Origin of the sequence: Actinoplanes sp. NPDC020271 (assembly GCF_044388125.1) — a bacterium.
In the GTDB taxonomy this organism is placed as follows: Bacteria; Actinomycetota; Actinomycetes; order Mycobacteriales; family Micromonosporaceae; genus Actinoplanes.
In genome coordinates this window covers 24,666-49,773 of sequence record NZ_JBIRWQ010000024.1, presented here as the reverse complement: position 1 = coordinate 49,773, position 25,108 = coordinate 24,666, and the positions used below count along the sequence as shown (strand labels likewise).

The following is a 25,108-nucleotide window of genomic DNA, read 5'->3' as shown; positions in this document are numbered from 1 at the left end:
GGGCAGGCTGACGCACAGGGTGGTGCCGCCGGCGTTCGCTCGCGTTCGGGCGGTGGCGATGGTGCGCCCGTGGCGATCGGCAACCGCTTGCGGCGACCTATGCCGTCGCAACCGATCGCCTCCTTCAAGAGGCCTCTGCGGCATGCTGCGCGTCGCCGGTCTCGAACAGGTGAACCAGGCCGAGGACCTCGAAGATTCGTGTGATCATGCCGTCCCCTCGCGCCAGCCGGAACGCGACACCGGCCTGGTCGGCGGTCAGGTAGCCGTCGACGATCGCGGCGATCGCCTCGGAGTCGATGAACGTCACGTCTTTCAGATCTACGGTGATCAGCGCGATGTCGCCCGACTCGGCAGCGGCGACGAGAGTATCGCGTAGCTCGTCGCGGGCGCCGAGGTCGAACTCGCCACCGAGACGGATGACGGCGCTCGCCGGCCGGCCCGGGACCGGGTGCACGGTTTCCCGGGCGATCGAGAAGTAGTCGTCGTGCACGGATACTTGTCTACCAGCAAGGACCGGAGCTCTCGCGGCCGGCTTGGTCACTGGTGGCGCGAACGTGTCCCTGTCACCGGGATGTCATGCCGTGACTTCACGACTCAGGGGTCATGGGGAATGTCGCCCAGACGTTCTTGGTGGTCGCGGTGGCGTACCAGCCCACGGTCAGCGAGAAGGACTGTGCCAGCAGCAGCCCGCGTCCGCCCGCGTTGACCGGTCTGGTGTCAACCAGTTCCGGCATGGTGCTCAAGTCCCGGTCAGCGACCTCGATCACGAATTGGTCGTGGGTACGTAGCAGCCGCACCTCGGTGGGCGGACGCCCGTACTTGATCGCGTTGGTCGCCAGCTCGGTCGCGACCAGCACCATACGGTCCGGGATGTCGGCCAGCGGTTCGCTGACGGTGGACGTGTAGGCGGCCAATGCCTGCTGCAGCGCCAGCCGCAGGCCCCGCAGTTCCGTCTGGGAATTGAGCACCCAGATCTGCATGAGCTCGGCGTCCGGCGGCGGAGGAGAAACCTGCAAGTGGCCCACGGAGGCCTGTTATCCCCCTGGATGCCGACCTGTAACCCCCCATAGCCCGCGCCCCTGCCGATCCGCCGAACCATCTGCCCGGCGATATCACCCGGCCGCGCCCGATTGCCTGCATCGTGTCGACACCGCCGGGCGCGTCGCCGGCGGGAACCCGGCGGACGCCACCCTTGGCCATGACCGGAGGTATGCGTGCGGTGCGATCGAGGGTCGCCTCCGCTGCTGTGCTACGCCGAGGGAACGTGGCGCTCGGTCCTTCCGACCTGGTCAGCGGCGCGTAGCAGATTGGCGCGGGCGCGGGCCGCGAGCCGGATCGCCTCGTTGATCAATGCCGCCGACGCCGGGTCCGGCGCCAGCGGGGCCAGACGCCGGATCTGGTCCAGCGCTGCGGAGGCCTGTACCGCGCCGTGGAGCAGCAAGATCACGAGGTCCTGCTCGCCGGGCTCCGGGACGCGCCGGTCACCGGGCGGGGTTGGATCCGCTCGTGGCATCGCCGAACCTGCCGTCCGTCCCGCTGGATAGAAATGGCCTGACGCCGTGCCGCCCACGCCTCGCCGTCCAGCGCGTTCGATCCGGCGGGGCCGCCGGCGACCGGCTGAGACGGCGATATACCTGCCTGACACCGCGAGGCGTGCCACCGACGCGAAATTATTCCACCCAGCACTGTTGCGGGTTGTCGGCTTCGGCAATTTGGACACCGTCCGCGTGATGAGATCACTGGAGGAGCCCGAGTGACGGCGGAGGCGTCCGCAAATGCTCACTCCCCGCACCACTCAGCCGAACAGGCGAGTAGGACATGCCCGTCCAGGTTTCTCCACGAGCACACACGCCCGGAGCCTTGTGCAGGCTTGGGACGCCACGGCTCACAAGCTGCCGGGCACAGCAATCGCGGTGGCGTTGCGCAGTGCCGCACGAATACAGGAGCAGGCGGCGTCCCGGCGCACCGACCTCGTCATCAGCGGGCCGATCAGTCCGTCTGTCCCAGTACGCCTCACCAGCTCGGTGGTGATCGAAGTTATCCGCGCGGCGAGGAACTCTCTACTCATCGTCAGTTTCGCCGCCTACGGCGTCGCCGAGGTTATCGCGGAGCTCGCTGCCGCCGCCGCCCGAGGCGTACGGGTCGACCTTGTCCTTGAGGGATCCGTTGGTGATGGGGGCACCCTTCGCGGCCCTGCCGGTGCTTCGGCCGCTTTCTCGCAGCTAACCGATAGCGCTACCTTTTGGCACTGGCCCGCACACCGCCGTGCCGCAGCGGCCAAGTCAAGGTCAGCGCTCCACGCGAAGATCATTGCCGCGGATACTGCCATCGCCTTGATCAGCAGTGCGAATCTCACCGACCGGGCCCTGTCCACGAACCTAGAGGTTGGCGTAGTTATCAAGGACCCGATGGTGACCCAACGCCTGGTCCGACATTTCGAAGCCTTGATGGGTGAGGGTGCAGGCGTCTTGGAGCGCACATCTCCAGGACGCTGACGACAGAGTGGTATCGCCGCAGTCAGGAGCATCACCGCGAGTTCGACCGCGATCCGACCCTGAGATATTCATTCACGCCGGTGTATCTGTTCGCGTGGCCCGAACTCCTGGAACCTGGAGTGGTCGAGTTGTGACTCTAGGTTGCTGGGGGTGTCTGTGGATCTCAGCCCTGCACTACGGCAGCTGGTTCGGCCGGGAAGTGTGGTGATCGAGTCGGACCACCGGCTCGCAGAGAGGGTGCAGATCGCTGCGAAGAACCTCGGGATTGACCGGCCGCACTACGGTCCGCCGAAACCGCTGAAGCCCATCAGCGCAATGCACCAAGTCTTGGTCGATGTCACCCCGATCGAACTTCTGCACGAAGTCGGGCGAGCGACCGTCTTCCAGGAGCGTGCAGCGCTACGCGACATCCAGCGGATCTGGGCTCAACTGCGGTACTGCGACGCCTTCAGCTACGGAAAGGTAAAACTGCCGCGTGGTCGGCACTTGTTGCGGATGTCCGAGGACGCGCTGGCGAAACGCTTCCACCATGCCAACGTGCAATCCGAAACTCTGGGCATCGGCTTCGCGATCATCCTCGCCCGGCACGTCCTGAGCCACGGCGACCCAGGCTGGACCTGGATCCCAGTGGATGCCGAGATGGTCCTGGACGCCGGCTTCGACATCCCGGAGGGGCGACTGCGCCCGTACAGCCGTACGGACACGAAACTACGCCCCGACTACTTCCTCTTCGGGCACAAGTCTGACGGCCTGCTGTCGAGAACCCGCCTTGTGGTCCTGGAATGCAAGGGCACCCACTACCGGAAGAACGTCCTGGAACAACTCAGTAAGGCTGCCTTCCAACTCCAGTCTGTCCACGTCGGCGGGACAACGCCACCAGGGCTAATGATCTCCACCGTCCTGGAAGCCGAGCGCATCACCGTACACATCCTCGACCCTGACGGCGACGACGAACTGTGGCACGGCGACTCGGCCGAACTCGGCGACGAAGCAGATCAGCTTAATTTGAGCCGGACTCCCTCGACCGAGAGCCCAGTCGACGACGAAAGGCTTCCGGAACAACTCGATCTCTTTCCTGGCCTCGGCCCGGCCCCGCAGGTTTTCCCCGAGCCTGCTGGAACCGCCTCGCTCGCGGAGGTCTATCCGATTCCCGCTGAGCAGAAAGGCTGGTTCGCTCGCGTGCTGAGCCGTACGGCGGCAGCGGCCTCCCTGCTCTTCGCCGGTGACCAAAACCGCGCGCAGCGTCTCATCAGCGAACGCCAACGCCAGCGGACATTCGGAAACCGCGAGCCCGACCTGCCCGAACTGCACCACCGCAACACTGGCATAGGTTTCGCTAGGGGAACCTCCACCACAGTGCGCTGGACAGGCGGGCGCCGCCTCGAGGTTTTCAACGGCATCGACGTCGCGCTCCTTGCCTCCTTGAATGAGCACGGTGCTGGCGAATACGTCTCCCGTACCCGCGCCGGGAAACCCGAGATCGACGGCGCCGGTGACGAGGTATTCCTCCGCGCAGGAGACGGAACCGTCACCGGATTCCGTCTCCTGCCCTCATCACGCCGCCGCCGTCGCATCTAGCCGAGATGTGCCCAGTACACAATTCAACCTAGGCTGCTCAAATGCGAGACTTGGCTCGAACGGAGGGCTTCGACTTCGGCTTTCGGCATGGTCGGCGGATGGCCAGTCATCCAGGCCGGTTCGTTACCACCGGATCATTTGGTGCCGAGAACCGGCCTGCCACCGGATATGCCATCGCCGAGTCCGTAGGGCACTTTCGCCGTGAGCGCCTTCACCTGCGATAGGGCCACCACCAGGGGTATCCGTTCCTGTTCCACGCGACGATGGTGCCCCCACGACTGCGACGTCAGGCCCGCGTACAGCGTTGACTCGTCTGTCGTGAGAAACGGGACAGGCCGCTGTTCTCGGGCGCTCAGCGGCTTCCCGAGCCTGTCTTCGTTCGTTCCGAGGTGTCCCCAGCGGTCGAACGCAGTCATGTCCATGAACAGTGACGTGGCAGGAACTCCGGCCGCACGGAACTCGTTCAAGATCTCCAGGCCGTCCGCATCCATGTCACCCCAGTAGAAGACGTGCTGGGCGGCGGTGAGCCACGGGAGCGCGGCGATCGCGCCGGCGCCGCGCCCCATGCCTTCCACACTGATGGCGGAGGTCAGCGGCGGGAAATGGATCGCGGTGTCTTTGTTCTCGGAGATCACCACGATTTGCGGCAGGTACATCGGCGACGCGGTGTCACCGATGGTCACCGAGTCGTGGCGCCGCCGGCCGGCGGCGAGGTGATCCGGATCGAGGTAGGTGAAATGGACCCGGGGTGGATGTGGCGGCAGCAGCCCTAGGCTTTCGCGTCCGCAGAGACGTCGAACCAGTTCTTGCCGGGTGTTGAGCCATTTCGCGTGCAGCCCTTCGATCGGCACCTGCCGTGGCGTCAGACCTGTCGCGTCGTTCGAGGTGAACCATTCACCGGCACGGCACAGGACATCGAAGTCGACGTCGCTCATCTGGTCGACCGCGTTGACAGTGGCCGCCAGTAGCCTGGCGTCTTGCAGTCGCGGAAAGCGGTCTGCCAAGCTGCTGGCCCGGTGACGTCCGCGGGCGAGCCGGTCCGGCCAACCTCCGGCGCAAAGGTGTGCCGCTTGATCGATGTCGCCGATGCTCAGGTGGGTGGGAAGCTCCTGATCGGTGCCCAGGACCCGGCGGGTGCGAAACCTCAGCTCCGCCTGGTGATCAGCTGCCCATCGTCGCCACCGCACGGACCACGCTGCCGCGACGGAGAAGTCCGCAGCGAGCGTCGAGCCGGCAACTTGCCCGAGGGAGAACTGGTGCGGCCACGCACGCGCGGGGTCCTCCGGCGATGTGGTGCCGCCCTGCGATGGCCTGATGTTGCCCGCCGGGCCAGAGCCTTGGTCGGCTGCCGATGTATCGGACGGGACGGCACCGGCACCGGCAGCGGCATCGGCGGCCCAGGTCCGGGCGAGGCGACGTCCGACATCGGCGAGCACCTGCTCAATGGACTTCATCCGGGCCTCCCCATCGGGTCGCCTCGGTAGCGGGTGCACTCCTGGCGACGACTCCACCGCCGTTGCCGCTAACACGGTTCACAAGGGTAGTTCCGTCGTCGGCCGGCGTCCCCGGGCTGCTGGTGCCTGTTTGCCGGCTGTCACTGATGCGTGCGACGAAGGAGAAGTGTGTGGTCGTGTTCTTGGTGATCGCCAGCAGTTCGTCCATGTGCGGCTCCAGCGCGGTCACCTTGTCCAACGGCGCGCCGACGATGAGTTGGAAACCCAGCCCCTTCCATGCTTGAACGGCCCGGCCGGCGAACTCGGCGTCGGACTTGACGAATCCCTCGTCGAGGAACACCGGGGCGAAACGCGGCCGGGTCCGCAGTTCATCACCGAGCCGGAACCGCAGCGCCGCACCGACGATGAACGCCACCAGTTCCTGGCTCTCCCCACCGCTCTTCCCGCCGAGAGAAGAATGAGTGCTCAGCAGACGTCCGTCGGCGTCATACCGTTCTGCGGTCACCTCGACATGCCGGCGGACGTCCAGCAGCCGGTCGCGCTCGCTGAGGTCGGCAACAGCGCGCGGGTCGTCGCGGCGTCGCATACGGCCCATGAACTGCTGCAGGTCACGGAACCGGTTCTCCAGTTGGTCCTCCGACAGTTCCCGTGTGGCGCCGGACGACAGTGTTCGCAGCTGCCGGCGGAACCGGACTACGAGATCGGGAGACAGACGCCGCAGCCGGATCCGCAGGCGGTCGCGGTTGGCGCCGAACGGCAGCCCGCGCAGGATGTCGTTGATCGGTTCCAGCCGGTCCTCGATCTCCTGCACCGACGACTCCATGGCACCGGACAGCGGAACCAGATCCTCACCGCTCCACTGCATCAGCCGTTGCCGCCATTCAGCCCGCCGCTCGTGCAGCCCGGTGGTGAGGATGTTCTCCAGGATCGCGGCATAGTCCGGATACGACGCTGCCGTCCTTCCCAGGTTCGGATCCTCGAACTTCATCTGATAAGCGTTGAAGATCCGTTCCAGGTCGTTCTCGGCGTTCTGCTTCTGTGCTTTGGCCTCTTCCCACGTCGCCGTCAGACGTTTCATCAGGCGGGCGAGGTTGGTGTGGAACTGGCCGAGGTCGTCAGGATCGGCCGGGGCGACTGCGGTACTGAAGTGGGCATCCAGCGCCGCGGTCTGATCCTCCGACAGCAGCACCCGCTGCTCGTCGGTGAATCGTGCGAGTTCGTCGGTCACACTGGTCTGTAGCTGTGTCAGCGACAGGCGAGCCGTATCCAGCGTCCTCGCTGTCCGCTTGAGGTTGAACACCTGTTCCTGGAGCTCGCGCAGCTGTTCACCGAGGGTTTCGATGCGTTCCTGGAGGGCTTGCAACTGGTCGCTGCCTCGCAAGATCGTGTCGCGCAGCGACTCCAACCTGCCAGTGTGCGCGTCCAGGCTCGCCACGTCGATGTCTTCCCACGAGGTGGCACGGATGGCCTCGTAAGCGCTACGCCGCCGATCCAGGTCGGTTCGTTCGGCATCGAACGCGGCGCGCTCTTTGTCGATGTCGGTCAGATCTTTCTCGATCCGAGCGAGCTCACGATCGATTTCGGCGATCGTGTCCTCACTGCTGAATCCAATGATGTACGACTGCTCGTTGCGGCCGTGGCTTCCTCGACCGCCGATCCGGGTCTGCCCCGCAGCGGTGACACGCAGAACCGGCCCGCCCAATTCTTCGGCTGATTCCACGCAGATGGCATTCCGGCCGGGTTCAGAAACGTGACGGCGAACCCAGCCGGCGAATGGGGAGTCCTTGAACTGCAACTTGGCGGCGATCCGGTTGGGGTCACGATCAGCGTAACCTTCCTGCCCGACCGGCACGCCCTGGAACATCAATCGTCCGCGCAGCCTCAGCGGGTCGATCGCCGCGGAGAAGTCGTCGAGCAGATGCTCGGGGACGAGCATGATCCGGGCGCTGCCAGCGAGGACCGTTTCGATCGCCAGCCGCCACCGCGCATGCTCCGGTGCGACGTCGATCAGCTCGGCAAGGAACGGCAACTCGCTCACCGCCACCCCCGACACCCTTGCCACCTCCTGGCGCAGGTCATCGAGAGCTTTAGGAACCCGCCCCGTGCGCCCGGACAGCGAATCACGCTCCGCCTTCAGGAAACGGCGCCGTTCAAAAAGCGGAAACTCCCGGCTACGCAGCCCTTCACGCTCTTCCAACAGGGCGCCGGAAATCTGTGGGTACGCGGTCAGGAACCGGTCACCGTCTACCCGCAGACGCTCGAACGTCTCCCGTTCATCCAGCGGCGCCTGCAGACAGGCAGTGTTCTCAGCCAGCTTCGCGCGGCGTTCGCGACGTTCATCGCTCTGACGACGAGTCTGCTCGATCTGCCCGGCAAGTTCTTCCAGCCGGTCGCCGCCCGCCTGCCGGTGTGCAGTTTCGACTGCGGCAAGTTCATCCTTCACCCAGCTCTCGGCGGAGGCGGCCTGCGACAGGTCACTCGTGGCCTTCTCACGGTCCTGCCCGTTGGCCGTGAGCGCCTTGTCCAGCAGGGCAGCTTCACGGCGTAGCCTCCACAACGCGACGGGGCTGTCCCCGCTCGCGGTGATCCCGAACCCGTCGATCTGCTCGATGGTGGAGCGCGCGGCCAGCAGCGAGTCGTGTTTGCCGGTGATCGGAGTGAGCAGGTCGGCTTTCTGCTGCTCGGTCTGCATCGCGAGGTACGACACCTCAAGATCGTTGAAGTGGGCGATGGCCCGATCCGCTGCCACATAGGTCGCGGGCCGCTCGAGAACCATCTCCTTGTACAACTCGTCAACCGTACGGATCTGATGCCCGGACTGGATCCGCACCAGCAGCCGAAGGGCTTTCGAGCCGTCGCCGTTCGCGCCGATGCCCAGCCGGGTGTACAAACGCGTCGCGAACCCCGAGTACGTCTCGTGGGTGAGCAGCTGTGGGAATGCCGTTTTCAGTGCCTTCGGCGCAAACGAACTGTCCGTGTGCCCGGCAAGCTGTGCCAGGTCGAAGGCTCCCTCACACGTTGCTATCCGCATGACGATGTCACCGGCCTGCGTGGCCCGCGCCGGCACCAGGTACACCCGCAAGGCGGTGAACCGATTGCCGTGATCGTCGATGAACGTCATCCCCACCGCACCCCACGTGGCACGCCCGTTCCCGCGCAGCACCTTCGGCCGCTCACGGCCGTTCTCGTCGGCTGTGGTGTCGGTCTGCCCCCGCAGGTATGACAGCAGATTACGCTGTTCGGCGCTGCGAGCACGTCCCGCGACGGCATCGTTTGAGGCACCGTTGAACGGCGTGTCCGACGGCATCATCAAAGCGATATAGGCGTCGAGCAGCGTGCTTTTGCCGGTCCCGGAAGCCCCGGAGACCAGCGTCGCACCGGGATGAAAATCGAACCGGACCCGGCCTTCGAAGCCACCCCAGTTCACCAACTGGAACGCCTCCGCCTTCCACTGCAGCGTGCCTTCAGTTGCCCCAGCGACGTACAAAAGCGGTTGCGGCTGTGCCACCAGCCGAGGTGCAGCCGGTGCGACCGGCTGCGCGAAGAACGTAGCCGGCATCAGGGCGTTCTCATCGATGCTCACAGGTCGTCTCCATCGTCGCTGCCGAGATGCGAATCGCCGTCGTCATCGGAGGAGACCTGCGGGTCGCCGGCCTCGTTCTGCGCCCGCAGCCAGCGCAGCAGTTCCTGCAGCCGCTCTAGCGGCAGCACGACGTCGATGGCCGGACTGACCTCGAACCGTGCCGCTGAACTCAACCCTACGAGCAAGCCGGCACGGTTGAGGCCTTCGATGGCCTTTACCGCCCGCCTCGCGTCGCCAGCCTGGTCGGTGGCATGTGCCGGCCGCAGCGAAGCGACGTACTCCAGAAGATCTTGCCGGTCCACGAATGTGCGGGAGGCGCCAGCGGCCTCCTCGGATCGGCTGCGAGTACGCAAGTAGACCATCAGGATGGTTTCCTCGCGGCTCCACGCCGTGTCGTGCAGCAACGTCGGGAACCGGCCCCCTCCCTCGGGGACGACCTGCCTCTTATAGGCGACCTCACGCTGTGCGTCCAGGTGCAGGTCAAGGAACTGGTCGTTGAGCCGCGACCGGAACAGCCGAGGGTTGGCCGTCAGAACCCGCCACTCCTTGGGATGGCTGTGCGCGGTGATGAACCGCTGCTTGAGAAGGGCGACCAGCGTACGCCGTTGGGCGAGCTCCAACGTTCCCTCGTCGCCCTCGAACAGGGCCAGGCTGCTGCTCAGTTCCCTGTCCTCATCCTCCCACCCGCTCCCAGGACCGGCCGTCCCACCGGACGACAACGCGTCGTCAATACTCATCCGTGCTCCCATCCCGGCGTGAACTCAAGCCACATGCTCATCGGAAGCCGTCGACGGACGGCGCCCGCGAGGAACGATCAGCGGAGCGAGTAGTTCTCGTACGGCCCCGTCACGGCGGATCGTGCGGTAACGCTCGCGGACCTCATCGGCCCGGTCGAGGCCGTCCATGTTGGTCGCCAGGTGCAGCAACCCCAGAACCTCCACAGGACGACGCAGTTCCGGGTGCAGCGTCTCGAACAGGGCACCCAACGACGTCGGCGGATCATCAGAAGTCAACGCCGCCTCGATAGCGGCCCTGAGCTGATCCAGCGAAGGCCCGCCTTGCGCGAGCAGATCCTCCAGCGACAGATCTCCGGGCCGGTCGGCTGTCACATCGCGCAGTGGCGGCGGCCCGGAGTCCTCCTCCGGGCGGTGAAACCGTTCACGCAGATGCGGCATCTCGATCCGAGCCGGCAACAGCGGCAACGACACACTGCTTCGCGGACCGGCCGCATCCATCCACCGCGACAACTCCATGTCCAGCTGGCGCAGCGTGCTGTCCAGCTCACGATCCCTGACGGTGTTGTGGGTCTGGATGTACTCCCTCAGCGTCGCACTGACCCTATTCCGCCGGGCCAGGACATCGTCGATGCCTCGGCGGATGAGCCCGACCGTGCCACGCAGATCGCGACGGTCACCAGCGCTGAGAATGTCATCAGCCAGCGGATGCTCCAACAGCGCCGACAAGTCCTCACGCAACTGCAGCAGCAGCTCGTCGTCGCGCAACAGCGCGAAGGCCCCTTCGAAAGCGCGACCCTCGGCCGTGGCAGCCATCAACGAATCGATGCGGCGTAGGTAATCGTCGATGACCTCCCCGGCGGGCCGATCCTCCGCCCGGAACGAGTTCAGGATCTGCGCGCGAAGCGTGCCGAAGGCTTCCTCCACCCGGGCGAAGTCGCTCGGCAAAGCGGAGACCAGGTGCAGCAGCTCGCCGTAGCCCTCAAGCATGTAGTCTGCCGACACCTCCGGCAGGTCGCCTCCGGCAACGAGCCGGTCGCGCTCCTGGGTGAGCCGGTCGATCTCGCTGTTGAGTATTTCCACGCGGGCGGAGCGCTCCGGGTTAGCGTCCCTGTTGAACCTCCGCACCGCGTTAATGATCGTGGCGATGCGGTGTTCGCTCAGGCTGGCCCGCTCCCTGGTCAGGCTGGTGACCAGGCTGAGTGCATCCTGGGCGTGACTGGTAAGGGTGTACACCTCGGTACCGTCGTCCTCAATGCTGCGGACCAGCCACTGGCCCCGCATCCACCGCAGACAGAGATCGCGGCCCGAAGCGGCGGGCACGTCCGCCGCGCCCGCCGCTCGAAGCTGGTCAAGATACGTCTCCACCTGACTGTGCAGTTGTGCCGAGGGCACGGTTCTGCCATCGCGGGTGAAGACGCTGCGGAACACCGTGATCACCACCCTTGCATGGTTCTTGTGGAGCAGGGTGAGTGTTGGCTGATCGAAGGCACCGGAAACGCGCGCAAATTCTCCGATGATGTCAGTCATTGCCTGTCTTGTTCCTCCGCACCTTGCGAGCCGGACTCGCCTCGACCCCATCCGAGCCGCGAAGCCCTGCGCCTCACCGATGAACGTGTCAGCCACTCTAGAAGCCGGGTCCGACAAAAGCGGCCACTCGAAAACGTGGGCAACAGCAGGCGAATCCCGATTTGCGGGCGTTCGGCACATAAGCCGCCCTTGTTCGGCCGATCGATCGAGACCATCATCATCTTTTCGTCGCCGTCGAATGGCGAGTGGAACGGGCGCAGAGCAGGCCCTGACATCTGCCGCGGTAGAGTTGTCGAATCCACCGGGCGCAGCGGATCGGTGGCGATCAGTCTCACCGCACCCGTGCGCGGCGACGAACACGCCGCTACATCACCAGGCGAGGGCTTTAAGTCGCCGGCTCAGTCGTCCAGAACTCGTACTCCAGGTTGCAGTGCAAGCACTGCGCCTCTGCCAGGTCATCCGGCCAGACATGGGCACAGCGTGCCGGGTCAGGCGTAACGGCGAGATCATGCGCGAGCAATCGCTCGAGGTCGGCTTCCCGGAAGTGTGGTTCTTCGTCGCGAGTGAGATCGAGGTGCCAGTTCGTATTGTCAAGTTGAAGGGGATCTGCGATCCTGACTTCCTGATCAAAGTCGTAGACGGGAACCGTCAAGTTCAACCTCCGGCTTCGCATCTGATTGCGCCAGGCGTCGATCCGAACCGGCGAAACGCATAGCTGTATTCCCGCAAGCCCTCAAAATGTGCTTGATTTGCGCATCCGGGCGAATCGGCATGACTATCCCCGTCAATGTGGGTACTCCCGAACGGGTGCTCTGGGCTCGCAGCCGGTCACCTTTCCCCGGCCACCTTGTTTCTCAAAGTGAAGATTCCTCTTGTCTGGGGGCCGCTACTGGAGCCGAGGTGCGGGCCATGTCCGCGGACAGCGCGATCGTTCAAGATCAGGTGACAGGGATGTTCGGTTCCGGCTGGAGATGGGCCGTAATCACGGTGGGATCCGCATGCAGGTCGGGCGGACCGGGTTCGTCACCGAGAAGGCCGCGACCATCGAGTTCGGCCGACTCTGCAGGCAACGGGACGCACGACATCCGAAGTCGCGGCTGAGCGACACCGTGCAGAGCATCTGCGACGGCTGGCTGCTTGCCCGGGAGCAGGAGATCGAGCCCAACACCGCCTACTGTTACCGGTGGCTATTCGGATTGATCTACCCGTACGTGGGTGGTGTGCTGGCGGCGCGGCTCAGCGCTCGGATGGTCGAGCGCGCTTACCGCGAGTTGGAGGCTGCTGGGTACTCCCGTACCACCCTGCGGACGTTGAACTTGGTGTTGGCCAGGGCGTTCGAGGAACAGGTCGGTAGGACCCTGGGTGCGCGTAAGCCGCGGGAGAGCGATGACGAGCGGCCGATCTGGACACTCGCCGAGGCCCGGTCGTTCGGGGACTATGTCGGCGCGGATCGCCTGTACCCGATGTGGCGACTCCTACTCGTGACGGGTCTGCGGCGCGGCGAGTTGTGCGGTCTGCGGTGCGGTGACCTAGAGCCGGTTCAGGGCACGCTCACCGTGCGACGGCAACTCGTGGTCGAGAATCCCGGCAGCCGGGTTCGGGTGAAGCCTCCGAAGTCCCACAACGGCGTGCGCACATTGGTGCTCGACGCGGTGACGCTCGAACTCCTCACCGCTGCGGCGTTGGGGGAGGCGTCACACTACATCTTCACTGGTCGTACCCGACGGCCGCTGCGGCCGGACAATCTCACGGACCGGTTTAACCAGCTTGCCGAGGCCGCCCCAAGTGAGGCCTATCGGGCCGCACCAGATTCGGCATCTGGTCGCGTCGAGTCTGCTCGACGCCGGCTACGGCGTCCACGAAGTCACCGAGCGGCTCGGCCACGACCCCGCCACGCTCATGCGCTACTACACCCGGGTCAGCGCGGCCAGGCGCCTGCAAGCCACCGACTGGATCGCCGAACTGATGACATTGCCCGGAGCCCAAACAAGGTCGCCCCGGATCCGGCCAGAAGTACGACGAGTCTTCTCTCATGAGCGTGGTGAGCCTGTGAAGAAGCGGCGTTCTCCATTTGATGCCGACTTGAGAAGGTAAGGGCGGGGGTTTCGTGGACTGGCCGGATCCTCGGGGCACGCATCTGGATCAAGGTGATCGCGGGCGCGGCGGAAAAGGTGGGAACTCCCAAAACCCGTCGCCTGCGGGAGTTGCCGGTAGTCCTGCTGGGGTCCGGTTGAGAGGCGATGTGCTTAAGTTAAGGAGCCTGTGTTAATAGTCGGCTCGGCGGCGCATTACCGACGGAAAGGCGGTTGGAAGAATTGACGGAGAAGTTGATTCGGCCGAGGGAGGTGGGGTTCCCGAGTAAAGGGGTCGACCCGATTGCGGGCGAGCATGCCGCTCGTTGCCCTGAACCGGCTTGTTGGGGTGTCGGCAAAGCGCGGGTAAACGCTAGGGAGAGGCGTTCTGAGGGAATCTTAGTAGGAAAGGTGCTGGTGAGAGGGCCGGGATGGGATCTTCAGGCGGTCGTCGGCGGCGACACCTTAACTCGCCCTGGTATGCTTATCAGCGACCTGGGAAAACGTTATCGAGCACGTCGCTGGGCCTTTCAGCTGCCCCCCTGGGGGTCAAGGGGTCGCAGGTTCAAATCCTGTCAGCCCGACAGCGAAGGGGTTTCCACAGGTCAGCGACTTGCGGAAGCCCCTTTTTCGTGTCTGGCGACGTCAGCCGGGTCGAGCACGCCGCTTGTAGACCCCTTGACTCGGCAGGTGACAGACGATGCCCCTCCTCAAGCTCGACCAGCTGTGCGACGGCCTAGAGAAAGGCGACTGGGCCGGCTTCCTGCGCGATTGGGACCGCACCCTTCGCTCCGCGAATCGCCCCGAAACAACGCGCTACAACTACCTTCTGGCCGCGGCTCAGCTGGCCAAATATCTCGGGGAGCACTCCCCGGATCCGGACGCCGACGACGCTTCCCAGGACCCGACTCTGGTGACCAAGGCCCACTGCGAGTTCTTCCAAGCCTGGATGATCAAAACCCGATCAGCGGCCACCGCCTTGAACAAGCACAAGAGTCTCCAGCAGTTCTTCAAGTACCTCCTCGAGGAAGAGGAGATTGACAAGTCGCCGATGGCCCGGGTGAAGCAGCCGGTCGTCGAGCAGAAGCTCGTTCCGGTCATGGGCGACGACGACACGAAGAAACTGCTCGACTCCACCAAAGGCAAAACGTTCCTGGCGTTACGCGACGAAGCGATCATCCGGCTGTACTACAACACCGGCGCCCGACTGTCCGAGATCGGCAATCTGAAGTTGACCGATCTGGACATGAACACCGAGTCGGTGCTGCTGCACGGCAAAGGCGCCAAAGACCGCCGGGTGCGATTCGGTCCGAAGACGTCCCGGGCCATCGCCCGCTATCTACGGGCCCGCGCCAAGCGGAAAGACGTCGACAAGGTTCCACAGTTGTGGATGGCCGAACGCGGCGCGAAAGCACTCGCGCCGAACGGCATCAAAATCATGCTGAAGCGGCGCGGCGCCACGGCCGGCGTGCAGGGCACGCACGCGCACCGGTGGCGGCACAACTTCGCCCACGAGTGGCACAAGAAGGGCGGCAACACCGGCGACCTGATGCTGCTGCTCGGCTGGGCGTCGGAAGACATGCCGCGCCGGTACGGGGCGAGCGCGGCGGCCGAGCGGGCGCAGGAGCTGCAGTCGCAGATGGGCATCGGCGAGCGCGTCTGAGCCCCGGCTGGGCCGCGATAGCGGACGGCTTGCGTGGCACCTTCACCCGGCAGAGGGGAGACAACCTCCGACAACCAGAGACAACTTCCGGCGCGGCGATCTGCTGACCGAGGATGGACTGACGGACCGCCAGCAGGCGACTACGTGCCCTTTTATGTAGTCAAGGTGTCTATGGCGGGCGCGACGTTGGCGCGGCGAGGGTGGGCAATCGGTCCATGGCTGCCTCACCCTCGCCCTTGCGTTTTCGGGTCTACTCATGAAAGCGACGGACGGCGGGGAGGTCGTACCCATGAAGCGCTCACGAGCGGTTGCGCTGGTCGAGGAAGTGCTCGGTCGGCTGGTGGAGGGACAGAAGGAGCGTCCGCTGAACTTGGTCCGGGAGGTGTATGTCTTCGGATCATTTGCGCGTGGCGCGCTGGAACCGGGTGACGTCGACCTTGACGTCGAGTTCGACAAGGACTGGGCCTGGTCGTCCGCGGCCGTCGACGCGATGAGCGCGGGGCGTGATCCGTATTTGCCGCTTCGCCGGCCGCTGGTGGGCGGTAAGCGCAGTGTCCAGTTTATGTTCAACGGCCACGAAGCGGCGGATTTCCCCATGACGCTGCTGTGGCGCCGCGGCGATGACTTGAGCACCGCGCTGGAGCGGCTATACGAGATCAAGGAGAACCCGGCAGCGGGGAGAGCGGAACGGCACGCGATGCTGCCGCAGTTCGAAGGACTCGACAAGTGGCTGAACCGCTTTTACCGCGAGCACTTCATCGCTGCTATCGACAGCGGCGCGATCGCAGTCGAGCGGCTGTCGTTACCCGAGGCTGCGGTCCGTCATCTGCAGCACCCCGTAGTCGAGGAGCATCTCTGGAACCGTTGGTCGGAGACCAGTCCTTTGCGTCGGTCAGCCGGTGCTGTCTTCGCGTACTACATCGATCGGGGCATCGATCCGGAACTGATGAACCTCCACGGAGAGAAAGTCACTCTCGGCAAGAAGCCGTATTACTACGCTGGCTTCGAGCTGCGGTATCTGCGTTCCATGCAATGGGCTTTCGCTGAGGACGGCGGCCGTGAATGGATCGAAGTAGTTCACCCCGTGAAGCGCGGAGAGATCCACGCGTTGCGGTTTCTGCCGGTCTCCGCGGAGAGGTTCTCGGCGCTCGACTGGTTGCGAGGCTGATGTCTGGTTCCTATGCTGGACGCAGGTGTGATGAGCTGCGGAAACTCATCTAAGGGTCACGCCGCGAGACCGTACGCAACCCGGCAGGTTATTGGTTCGCGCGCCCGGTGGTGGAGCAGTCCGGTCTTCGTCTTCGTAGCTCTTCGTCATCCTCGTCGTAATTTCATCGTAGGGCCTCAAGTCCCGAATAGCCACTCTTTCTTTGTGTCGTTCGTCGATGGTTATTCGTTATTCATTGTTGTTCGTTGCATGGCGTCATTGTCTATCCGCAGGCCGGCTCGTGGTGTCTTCAGAAGAATTCTGACCTGAGGTAGACAACCTGCGGCAACCGGAGACAACTTCCCCTGAGCATCGCGGCTGCTTGACGATGAAATCGCCGGTTCGGCGCACTCGTCGTTGCTGACGGCAGGACGTCAGCGCGCCGAGTGAGCGGCGTTGGGAGGTGTCGTGTGGCGTTGGATTTGCAGAAGGTGTGTCACGGCCTTACGCCTTCTTGGTTCGGATATCTGCGGGACTGGGATCGCACCCTTCGAGGCGGGAACTATCCGGAAACCACGCGCTATAACTATCTGCTTGCGGGCGCGCAGCTTGGCCGGTTCCTCATCGAGAATCCGGAAGGTATCGAAGCGGGGGAGGCTGCAGGCGACCCGACTGAGGTCGAGCGGGGCCATGTGGAGGAGTTCCAGGCGTGGATGGTGCGGACACGGTCGGCGTCGACGGCGTTGAACAAGCACAAGGGGTTGCAGCAGTTCTTTAAGTGGCTGGTCGAGGAAGAGGATCTCGAGCGGTCGCCGCTGGCGCGGGTGAAGCAGCCGAAGACGGGGCAGACGTTGATTCCGATTCTCGGGGATGACGAGACCGCCAAGATTTTGGCGACCTGCGACGACAAGGGCTTCCTGTCACTGCGTGACGCGGCCCTCATCCGGGTCTTCTACAGCACGGGTGCCCGGTTGTCGGAGGTTGCTGGGCTCCTGCTCGACGATGTCGACCTAGACCACGACACGATGCTGTTTCACGGCAAGGGTATGAAGGACCGTCGGGTCCGGTTCGGCGGCAAGGCCGGTCGGGCGCTGAGCCGGTATCTGCGGATGCGTGCCCGTCGTCGTGCTGTGGACTCGCCGGCGTTGTGGTTGCCGGAGAAGGGCGAGATACCGCTGTCGTCGAACGGCATCAAGATCATGCTTCGTCGCCGCGGCGAGCTCGCCGGAGTGCCGAATGTGCACGCCCACCGGTGGCGGCACAACTTCGCCCACGAGTGGAAGCTTGCCGGCGGCGACACCGGCGACCTGATGTTGGTACTCGGCTGGGCCTCGGATGACATGCCGCGCCGGTACGGGGCGAGCGCGGCGGCGGAGCGGGCGCAGCAGGTGCATGCGCGGTTGCGTATCGGGGACCGGATTTGATCATGGGGGAGTGCGTGATGGCGTTGACGGAGCGGCAGCGTATACGGCGGGCACGGATCGCGGCGCATGCGTCGTGGGCGAATACCGCGGACCGTCAGGGGCGTACGGCGCCGGCGACGTCGGCGTTTCTGGCTCGGTTCGAGAAGCAGGTCGACCCGCTGGGGGTGCTGGAGCCGGCGGTTCGGGAGCGGATGGCCGAGCATGCCCGCAGGGCGTACATGTTGCAACTGGCGGAGCGGTCGGCGAAGGCGCGGGCGCGCCGGGCTGCTGGCGGTGGGTCGTGAGTACGGCCGTGCTCGCGGTGGATACGCCCGCGCCGACGTTCGCCGAGTACGTGCCGGTGGTGTCCACGGCGGTCGGTCCCGGCGCGCGGCAGCTGTATGGGACGTACTGGCGCAAGGTCGTCGAGCAGTGGGGCGATCGGCGACTGGACGAGCCGACGCCGACGGAGGTGCGGGAGCTGGCCGAGCGCTGCAGGGACACGGTTATGCGGCGCCGCAACGGACGTGGCGGTGGCGGTGCGGAGGAGCATCTGATTGCCGCGTTGCGCTGTCTGTATCGCCAGGCTGCCGTTGATCGGGTTGTCGCTGTCGGCTGCAATCCGGCGCTGGACGTGGCTAAACCGCGGCGTCCGGCAGCGAACGGCGGCCGGGTGCTGTCGGAAAGCGAGTTGGCGGAGATCATGACTGTCGCAGCGGGCACCGGCGACGACCCGGAACTCGACGGTGTCGTGGTGCGGCTGCATCGGGAGGCCGCGTGCTCACGGGGCGAGGCCCTGCAGCTGACGAGCAACGACTTGAACTCGAAAGAATGCCTGGTGACCTTGCGAGCGGGTACCGACCGGGCGCGTACGCAGCCGATATCGCCGCCGTTGGCGAGAGCGCTGCAACAACTCGTGTCGCAACGGCCCGGGATTGCGGCGCAGCGGCTGCTGCGGTATCACGACGGCCGCCCGATCACCCATCGCCGCTATGACCATCTGTGGCAGCGGATCGGCTCGCATCTTCCCTGGGTCGCCGAGGAACAGGTCAGCACGGGGTGGCTGCGCCGGGCGACGCTGGAGCGGATCCGGTACGCCTTTGGTGCCCCGGTCACCGATGCCTACATCAGATCTGACCACGAGCGTGTGCAGGCTGCTGTGGCTGCAGGGCGTCCGGTCCCGGGTATGGCTGACATCGTGGCAGCCCCTGGCATGGCTGACCGGCGAATCGCATCCGTTGGTCGTAGATCAGCCTGACGCCCACGAGCACGTAGCGCCCGGGCGCTACCTGGCCGCAGAACACCACGAGGGAGCAGCGGGGCCATTCGTGTAGGTGACATCCACGAGTGGCCACGTCATCGACGGTCGGTCGGTGCGTCTCATCGGTACCTCGTCCCGCAGTGAGGTGACCGTGATGACCTCTCCCGCCGACCCTCAAGATCTGACGGCTTTGCCGGTGGTGCTCGCGGCTGCACGGCGTGTCCGCGGCCGCGGCAAACTCTTGCCGCCGGGCGTGCTGCGGTTCGCGTTCTACGGCCGAATGTCGACCAGCGACTACCAGCATCACGCGACGTCGTACCAATGGCAGTTCGACACCGCGCTGCACCTGATCACCGGGCACGGGACGATCGTCGCGCAGTTCTTCGACGACGGAAGCCCGCGGAGCCTGGACTGGCACCTACGTCCGCAAGCGTCCGCGCTGCTGGCCGCGATCACCGCACCGGGTCGCGCCTTCGACGCGATCGTCGTCGGCGAGTTCGAACGCGCCTTCTACGCCGGGCAGTTACAGCGGCTGTTGCCGTACTTCATCGAGCACGGCATTCAGGTATGGCTGCCCGAGATCGGCGGGCCGCTGGATCCCGTTGACCCGGTGCACCAGGCGCTGATGCTGCTGCTGGGACACCAGTCCGAACGCGAGATCCTGCGGTTTCGGTTCCGGGCCAGCGCTGCCATGCAATCCCAGGTCCGCGATCAGGGACGCTATTTGGGTGGCCGACCGCCGTACGGCTACCGCCTCGTCGACGCAGGCCCGCACCCGAATGCCGTGCATGCTCGTTGGGGTCGCCGGCTGCGCCGGCTCGATCCGGATCCGGTGACTGCACCGCATGTCCGCTGGATCTTCCGGATGCGGCTGGCCGGGTGCAGCACTTCCGGGATCGCCCGAACCTTGAACATGCTCGGTATCCCTTCTCCGTCAGCTCATGACAGGGCGCGGAACCCGCACCGCGACGGCACTTCGTGGACGGTGCGTACGGTTGCGGCGATCCTGGCGAATCCCCGCTACACCGGCAAAGAAGTCTGGAACCGGCAGCGGACGGATCATCACGAGACGCGGCTCGGAGACAAGAACAGCCGACTACCGGGCCGGAAGCCGTCACGCAGGTGGAACCCGCCCGAGGAGTGGGTGTTCTCCACCGCGATTGCCCACCCGCCGCTGGTCAGCGAAGCTGATTTCCTGCGTGCCCAGCGCATCTCGGCCGTCGCACTGCCGGCTGACGGCAATCCGAGCCGCTATCGCCTAACCGGCCTGGTCATTTGCGGGGAATGCGGCCGGCGGGCCGAGGGGCACTGGTCGAAAGGGCTCGCCCGGTATCGGTGTCGGCATGGCGTCAACGGTGGCAGCGCGGCGCAGCCGGGACGGATGAAGACGCTGTACGTGCGAGAGGACCAAGTTCTCGAGCAGGCCGCCGTCCAGTACACAAACCTGATGAAGCTCGATTCCGGTGCTATCCCGCCGGTCGCCCTTGCTGCCGCTCTACGCCGCCGCGGTATCACAGTGGTCTGCACCAAGGTGAGCATCACGCTGGACTTTGGCGAAGGTGTGCACGCCTTCGCGCACGCTAACGAAGAGATCACTGGCTACCAGGCGACTCCGATGACTCCGCCCCGCACTATCGAAGCGAACGGCGGGGCCGGAGTGCCGCGGCAACGGGGTCCTGCCGAAGATCAAACCACGGATCGGTCACGCGGAGTGATCGGAAGGTGATGGGGGTTAACGTGTCCGGAGGGGGACTTGAACCCCCATGCTCTATTTTTGCAAAGTAGAGATGGTTCTTGGGCTGTTCTATTCGAATCTACTGCATTCGAGCATGCTGCGCGATCTCATCGGTGCGACTGCGTCATAACATTCACGCATTGCCAGGGGTGGGACAGTCAGCCCGCAAACAAGCTCCTCCCGTGCAGGCCGCCGTCGTTGGGGACCGGGCGAGGGGCATCGGAGGCTCCGGAAGGACGGCTACCGTTCGGCGAGGGATCGGCGTAGCCAAGTGACGTGTCGCCCGCGGCGATCACTGCGGCGCACCGACTCAAAGCCGCCGCCGAGGTGACCAACGAGCTGTCTGGTATCCCCACCGAACAGATCGTCGTTGAGCTGAGCTTTCCGGGCTTGCGTAGGTCGGTTCTGATCTGCAGACCTCCCGGTAGGTGGTGTCTGACATTGACCTCATGCTGTAACCGATTTGGATAGTCGCGACACGCCTCCGACACGAACGCCCGTACTGTGATCTTGTCTGCCTGCCAATCCATGATTGCGCTCGGCGGCGCGGCATGGAAGTTGTCTCGGGTTGCCTATGGTTGTCGCGTCGGCCAGCCACGGTGACCGCGCCGGTGCCGGGGCATCGCCGGGCGGGCATCTATCTCAGTGGAACGCCTGTCGGTTCGGATCAGGGAAGCTCTTCCTTGGACTTCAGGCGGCTCGGCCGGTCATTGGCGCACGGATGTTCTTCGCGTTGACCCTTTCGGTAATTTTCCAATTCTCTGCTGCACTCGTTCTTCTCGGCGACGACGCATGGGACCTTGGCGGTGTGCCCGGCGTTGACGGGCGTAGGACACCTGACCTAGAGTCGTCTTCTAGGTCAGGTGTCCTACGGTGAGGAGGGTCGAGATGACGGCCAGTGCGACCCGTGAGCAGATTGTCCGGGCGGCCGACCGGCTGTTCTACGAGCGCGGCTTCGAGCACACCTCGTTCGCTGACATTGCTGGCGCGGTCGGCCTGTCACGCGGGAACTTCTACTACCACTTCAAGTCTAAGGACGCGATCCTCGACGCCGTGATCGCGGCGCGGCGCGACGAGCGTCGAGGCTGGCTGGCCCGGTGGGAGAACGAAGAGCCGGACCCGGCCGCGCGAATCCTGCGGTTCATCGAGATCGTGCACGTCAACCGGGCGGACATCCAGGCCTTCGGCTGTCCGCTCGGGACGATGACCACCGAGCTGGCGAAACTCGAACACACGATGCTCACGCAGGCCGGGGATCTGCTCACCTTGTTCCGGGACTGGCTCACCGAGCAGTTCAGGCTTCTGGGGTACGCCGAGAGATCCGGGGACTTGGCGATGCACGTGCTCACCTTCAGCCAGGGAGCGGCGGTGCTGGCCAACCTCTACCGCGACGAGAGCTACATCCGCCGGGAAGTCGACCAGATGCGCGCATGGCTGCACGCGTTACAACCCACCACGTGAGGGATTACATGTACGTTGTCCTGCTCCGCTTTTCCGACAACAAGGCCGCCGCTGCGCAGCACATGGCCGGCCATAACGCCTGGATCCAGGAGGGACTCGGCGACGGGGTGTTCCTGCTCGTTGGTGGCCTCGCCGGGGGTCAGGGTGGCGCGGTCGTGGCCCACAACACCACTGCCGCGGACCTGCAGATCCGCGTGAAGGCCGATCCCTTCCTGGCCGAGAACGTCGTCACCGCCGAAATCATCGAGATCACCCCCGGCGCTGCTGACGATCGGCTGGCCTTCCTGCTGCCTGCATGAGCAGTGCCACCGCATTCGTGCCTACGACGGCATGCCGTCCGCGCCGCGCTGTTCGCCGAGGCGCTTGAGGTAGGGCAGGCCGGACCGGTCAACCGTTAAGAGGCTGACGGGATGCTCGGTGACGCCGAGTTGTTGGGCCGGCGCCGTTACGGGTTTGGTCAGTTGCGCCGCCGGCCTGGTGCACGTGCCGGGTGCCAGCCCGCTTATGGGGTGTGATGTCGTCCAGGATCGTCCAGGTTTGGTGTGCTCGGTGTCAGCAGGCGGCAGTCTCGACGGCATGGAGCGTGTTCCGGCCCTGTGGGCTGTGGCGTATGGGTCTGCTCGCACCCGGCCGGTGCGGGTGTTGGCGCGGTGTGCGCTGCGCCTGTCGGTGTTCGCGCGGCGGTTGGCAGAGCTCGATCGCGTGCCGTTCACCATGATGTGAGTTGGTCGTAGGTGCTCATAGTTGGCATTGGTCGATGTGTCTCCTATCCTGGAACGACCAGTTCAGCGTTGTGAGCGGACGTATGCCCGATGTGAAGCATTTCGACCCGGATGCCGTGCTCGACATTGTGGTGCGGTTGTTCTGGCAGCGTGGCATGGCCTCGACCGGTGTCCAGGATATCGTGGACGCGACAGGGATCGCGCGATCGAGCCTTTATGCGACGTTCGGCGGAAAGGGCGAGCTGTTCCGGGCGGCACTCAGCCGCTACGTCGAGCTCAGCTCGGCTCCCGCTTTCTCCCGGCTGACCGACGATCGCGGCCTGCCCGCGGTGCGCGAGTTCTTCGACCGGCTGATCGACGCGCGTTGTCACGGGCAGTATGCGCGGTGGGGCTGCATGGTCTCCAACACTCACGCTGGTGGGGAGGCCGATGATCCGCAGGTCCAGGAGATCCTTGATCGGCACCATCGTGAGCTGCGCGCAGCGATGCGGACCGCGTTGACGTCGGCCGAGCGGCACGGGCAACTGGCTGCGACGGTTCACCCGGATGAGGCGGCGGACGTGCTGGCGCTGTTGGCCTACGGCGTCAATCTGCGTTCCCGGGCGGGCGTCGACGCTCAGGCCCTGCGCGCGACGGTGGCCGGTTCGCTGCGCCTCATCGGTGGGTAGCCGGTGCTCATGCCGCTGCCATGAGCACCGAGGTGACCGATCCCGGATGGGTGAGTATCCCTGGCGGGACGTGTACTTGCCGGCCGAGGCGCTGGTGGTGTCGCATCAGTCGCTCCCAGGCGCGGGCGACCGCGCTGGTCGGATGATCGACGGCGAGGCGTTCTGTCGCGTACCGGCGAAGCACGGCGGGCAGTCGGTAGCCGTGCGGGGTGTGTTCCAGCAAGCTGGCGTGCCGCAGAACGCGGAGATCGTGTTCCACCTGGGGCTGCTTCTGCCCTGCCAGTGCGGCGCACGCGCCGACGTCGAAGGTGTCATGGGGATGCAGGGCGAGCAGGCGCAGCAGTCCGGCGGCGGGGGCGGGCAGGCGCCGGTCGGCGGCGGCGAGCCGGTCGCGAACGCCGGCTTCCATCGTCAGGGTCAGCGCCACCGGCGGGGTGTAGTCGTCGGGTTCCCAGCGGTCGTGCTCACGGATGTGCCGGCCGAGGGCACGGACCGCCAGCGGGAGGCCGCCGAGAGCGGCCACGCTGCGATGCAGGCGGTCCTCCGCGTGCATGGTGAGACGGCCGGTGGTGTGCCGCAGCAGTGACATCGCGTCCGGCAGGGGCAGAGGGGCGAGTTCGGCCGGGACGCCGAAGAAATCCAGGCGATGCCGGCTGGTCGCGACGAGCGCGGATCCGGCCGGTGGGGGAGTGAGGTCGCGAACGGACGAGGTGTCGGCGATGTCGTCGAGCACCACCAGTGTGGAAGTCGCGGTCAGGTGCTGGCGCAGCAGGCGGTTGCGCTGGCCGAGGTGGCGCGGGATGCGGTCGCCGGTGACGTCGAGCGATCTCAGCAGTGCCTCGGCCACGGCCTCGGCGGTTGCCGGCGGCGTGTCGGGTGCTGATCCGCGCAGGTCGACGAACAGTGCCCGGCGGAACGGTTTCCCCGTGCCGGTCAGATGATGCCCGAGCCACAGCGCCGCGGCGGTCTTGCCTACGCCGGGCATGCCGGTCAGCAGGACGGACTGCCGGCGCCCGTCGCGCAGGTGGGTGCTGATAGTGGACAACTGCTCGTCACGGCCCACAAGCAGTGGCGGGGGCGGGGGTAGGTGCTGGTGAGCCTGCACGAACTCGGCTGACTCGTGGCGGGTGAGAGCGACGCGGATTGCTTGTCCCCACACGGTGATTGCGGCCGGATCGTCGTCGACCAGCACGGAGACGACGGCCATTAAAAGATCGACATTCGGTCGCCGCCGACCTGGCTGAAAGCAATTCCCGATCGTCGAGCGAGCCGGCAATTCGTTCTGCGGGCGTCCCGCCCGCCGCCATGCGTCGCGAACCGCGCGGGTGATGTGGGTGATCGACGGATTGCCGGCCCACACTTTGAGAAGTCGCAGCTGGTGGATGAGTTCATCGATCGACCGGACCTGTCCCGGCCTGGGCGCATGTGCCACTGTCGCGCCTCCCCGTAAGCGTGACGACGGCCCGGTCAGCGAGGCACGCTGCACTCGCGCGAACCGGGAACGACTGTTCCAGGATACGGGGAGGGCGGGGACTGTCAAGCCGGGAAAGCGTCGTCCACGATCGTCCAGGATCGATGAATCTATTCGCTGATGTCTTAGAT

Annotated in this window: 21 protein-coding genes and 1 pseudogene; 14 read left to right on the top strand and 8 right to left on the bottom strand. The window is 65.4% G+C overall.

All coding sequences use genetic code 11. The features are described from left to right. Positions 1–124: 124 nt before the first annotated feature. From ACH442_RS36855 to ACH442_RS36845, 3 genes are all read right to left on the bottom strand, one after another. Entirely contained in the window at positions 125–490 is a 366-nt protein-coding gene (locus tag ACH442_RS36855; protein WP_396342726.1) for an STAS domain-containing protein, read from the bottom strand. Positions 491–587: 97 nt separating this feature from the next. Next, the gene (locus ACH442_RS36850; RefSeq protein WP_396342725.1) at positions 588–1,025 is read right to left on the bottom strand and encodes an ATP-binding protein; all 438 of its coding nucleotides are present in this window, start codon (positions 1,023–1,025) and stop codon (positions 588–590) included. 224 nt (positions 1,026–1,249) lie between these two features. Continuing rightward, the gene (locus ACH442_RS36845; RefSeq protein ID WP_396342724.1) at positions 1,250–1,513 is read right to left on the bottom strand and encodes a hypothetical protein; all 264 of its coding nucleotides are present in this window, start codon (positions 1,511–1,513) and stop codon (positions 1,250–1,252) included. 262 nt (positions 1,514–1,775) lie between these two features. Between ACH442_RS36845 and drmC the strand changes: the two genes are divergently transcribed. Together drmC and ACH442_RS36835 are read left to right on the top strand one after the other, a co-directional pair. Beyond that, on the top strand, positions 1,776–2,495 hold the full coding sequence (drmC, locus tag ACH442_RS36840; RefSeq protein ID WP_396342723.1) for a DISARM system phospholipase D-like protein DrmC: 720 nt from the start codon (positions 1,776–1,778) through the stop codon (positions 2,493–2,495). A gap of 204 nt (positions 2,496–2,699) precedes the next feature. After that, positions 2,700–4,073, top strand: coding sequence for a hypothetical protein (locus tag ACH442_RS36835; RefSeq protein WP_396342722.1), 1,374 nt, complete (start codon positions 2,700–2,702; stop codon positions 4,071–4,073). A gap of 134 nt (positions 4,074–4,207) precedes the next feature. Here the strand turns inward: ACH442_RS36835 and ACH442_RS36830 are convergent, their stop codons facing one another. From ACH442_RS36830 to ACH442_RS36815, 4 genes are read right to left on the bottom strand one after another with little or no spacing between them, the layout of a single operon-like run. Continuing rightward, positions 4,208–5,527 carry a Wadjet anti-phage system protein JetD domain-containing protein gene (locus tag ACH442_RS36830; RefSeq protein WP_396342720.1) on the bottom strand — a complete coding sequence of 440 codons (1,320 nt, stop codon included), beginning with the start codon at positions 5,525–5,527 and terminating at the stop codon, positions 4,208–4,210. After that, positions 5,514–9,110, bottom strand: coding sequence for an ATP-binding protein (locus tag ACH442_RS36825; RefSeq protein WP_396342719.1), 3,597 nt, complete (start codon positions 9,108–9,110; stop codon positions 5,514–5,516). Before ACH442_RS36825 ends, ACH442_RS36830 begins: the two co-directional genes overlap by 14 nt. After that, complete coding sequence (locus ACH442_RS36820; protein ID WP_396342718.1) at positions 9,107–9,847, bottom strand: DUF4194 domain-containing protein; 741 nt, start codon at positions 9,845–9,847, stop codon at positions 9,107–9,109. The genes ACH442_RS36825 and ACH442_RS36820 overlap by 4 nt, the downstream gene beginning before the upstream one ends. Before the next feature lie 24 nt (positions 9,848–9,871). After that, positions 9,872–11,374, bottom strand: a complete 1,503-nt coding sequence (locus tag ACH442_RS36815) for a DUF3375 domain-containing protein (protein ID WP_396342717.1) — start codon at positions 11,372–11,374, stop codon at positions 9,872–9,874. Positions 11,375–11,882: 508 nt separating this feature from the next. Between ACH442_RS36815 and ACH442_RS36810 the strand changes: the two genes are divergently transcribed. The 12 genes and pseudogenes from ACH442_RS36810 to ACH442_RS36755 all read left to right on the top strand — a co-directional run bounded on the left by ACH442_RS36810 (position 11,883) and on the right by ACH442_RS36755 (position 23,506). Continuing rightward, positions 11,883–12,089, top strand: coding sequence for a hypothetical protein (locus ACH442_RS36810; RefSeq protein WP_396342716.1), 207 nt, complete (start codon positions 11,883–11,885; stop codon positions 12,087–12,089). Positions 12,090–12,345: 256 nt separating this feature from the next. After that, positions 12,346–13,468, top strand: a pseudogene (locus ACH442_RS36805) (tyrosine-type recombinase/integrase). A 678-nt stretch (positions 13,469–14,146) separates the two neighbouring features. Further along, a complete protein-coding gene (locus tag ACH442_RS36800) occupies positions 14,147–15,109 on the top strand; it encodes a tyrosine-type recombinase/integrase (protein WP_396342715.1) in 963 nt (320 codons plus the stop codon). A 256-nt stretch (positions 15,110–15,365) separates the two neighbouring features. Further along, on the top strand, positions 15,366–16,277 hold the full coding sequence (locus ACH442_RS36795) for a hypothetical protein (protein WP_396342714.1): 912 nt from the start codon (positions 15,366–15,368) through the stop codon (positions 16,275–16,277). A 449-nt stretch (positions 16,278–16,726) separates the two neighbouring features. Continuing rightward, positions 16,727–17,680: a tyrosine-type recombinase/integrase gene (locus ACH442_RS36790; protein ID WP_396342713.1), complete on the top strand. Its 954-nt coding sequence runs from the start codon at positions 16,727–16,729 to the stop codon at positions 17,678–17,680. Between the two features lie 17 nt (positions 17,681–17,697). Beyond that, on the top strand, positions 17,698–17,964 hold the full coding sequence (locus ACH442_RS36785) for a hypothetical protein (RefSeq protein WP_396342712.1): 267 nt from the start codon (positions 17,698–17,700) through the stop codon (positions 17,962–17,964). Then, entirely contained in the window at positions 17,961–18,917 is a 957-nt protein-coding gene (locus ACH442_RS36780; protein ID WP_396342711.1) for a tyrosine-type recombinase/integrase, read from the top strand. The genes ACH442_RS36785 and ACH442_RS36780 overlap by 4 nt, the downstream gene beginning before the upstream one ends. A 157-nt stretch (positions 18,918–19,074) precedes the next feature. Further along, complete coding sequence (locus ACH442_RS36775; RefSeq protein WP_396342710.1) at positions 19,075–20,646, top strand: recombinase family protein; 1,572 nt, start codon at positions 19,075–19,077, stop codon at positions 20,644–20,646. An 897-nt stretch (positions 20,647–21,543) separates the two neighbouring features. Continuing rightward, on the top strand, positions 21,544–22,116 hold the full coding sequence (locus ACH442_RS36770; RefSeq protein ID WP_396342709.1) for a TetR/AcrR family transcriptional regulator: 573 nt from the start codon (positions 21,544–21,546) through the stop codon (positions 22,114–22,116). Then, positions 22,113–22,415: a hypothetical protein gene (locus ACH442_RS36765; RefSeq protein WP_396342708.1), complete on the top strand. Its 303-nt coding sequence runs from the start codon at positions 22,113–22,115 to the stop codon at positions 22,413–22,415. Before ACH442_RS36770 ends, ACH442_RS36765 begins: the two co-directional genes overlap by 4 nt. Before the next feature lie 277 nt (positions 22,416–22,692). Further along, on the top strand, positions 22,693–22,839 hold the full coding sequence (locus ACH442_RS36760; protein WP_396342707.1) for a hypothetical protein: 147 nt from the start codon (positions 22,693–22,695) through the stop codon (positions 22,837–22,839). 82 nt (positions 22,840–22,921) lie between these two features. Beyond that, positions 22,922–23,506: a TetR/AcrR family transcriptional regulator gene (locus ACH442_RS36755; protein WP_396342706.1), complete on the top strand. Its 585-nt coding sequence runs from the start codon at positions 22,922–22,924 to the stop codon at positions 23,504–23,506. Positions 23,507–23,513: 7 nt separating this feature from the next. On the opposite strand, the gene ACH442_RS36750 is transcribed toward ACH442_RS36755, so the two are convergent. Next, positions 23,514–24,938 carry an AAA family ATPase gene (locus ACH442_RS36750; protein WP_396342704.1) on the bottom strand — a complete coding sequence of 475 codons (1,425 nt, stop codon included), beginning with the start codon at positions 24,936–24,938 and terminating at the stop codon, positions 23,514–23,516. Positions 24,939–25,108: the final 170 nt, after the last annotated feature.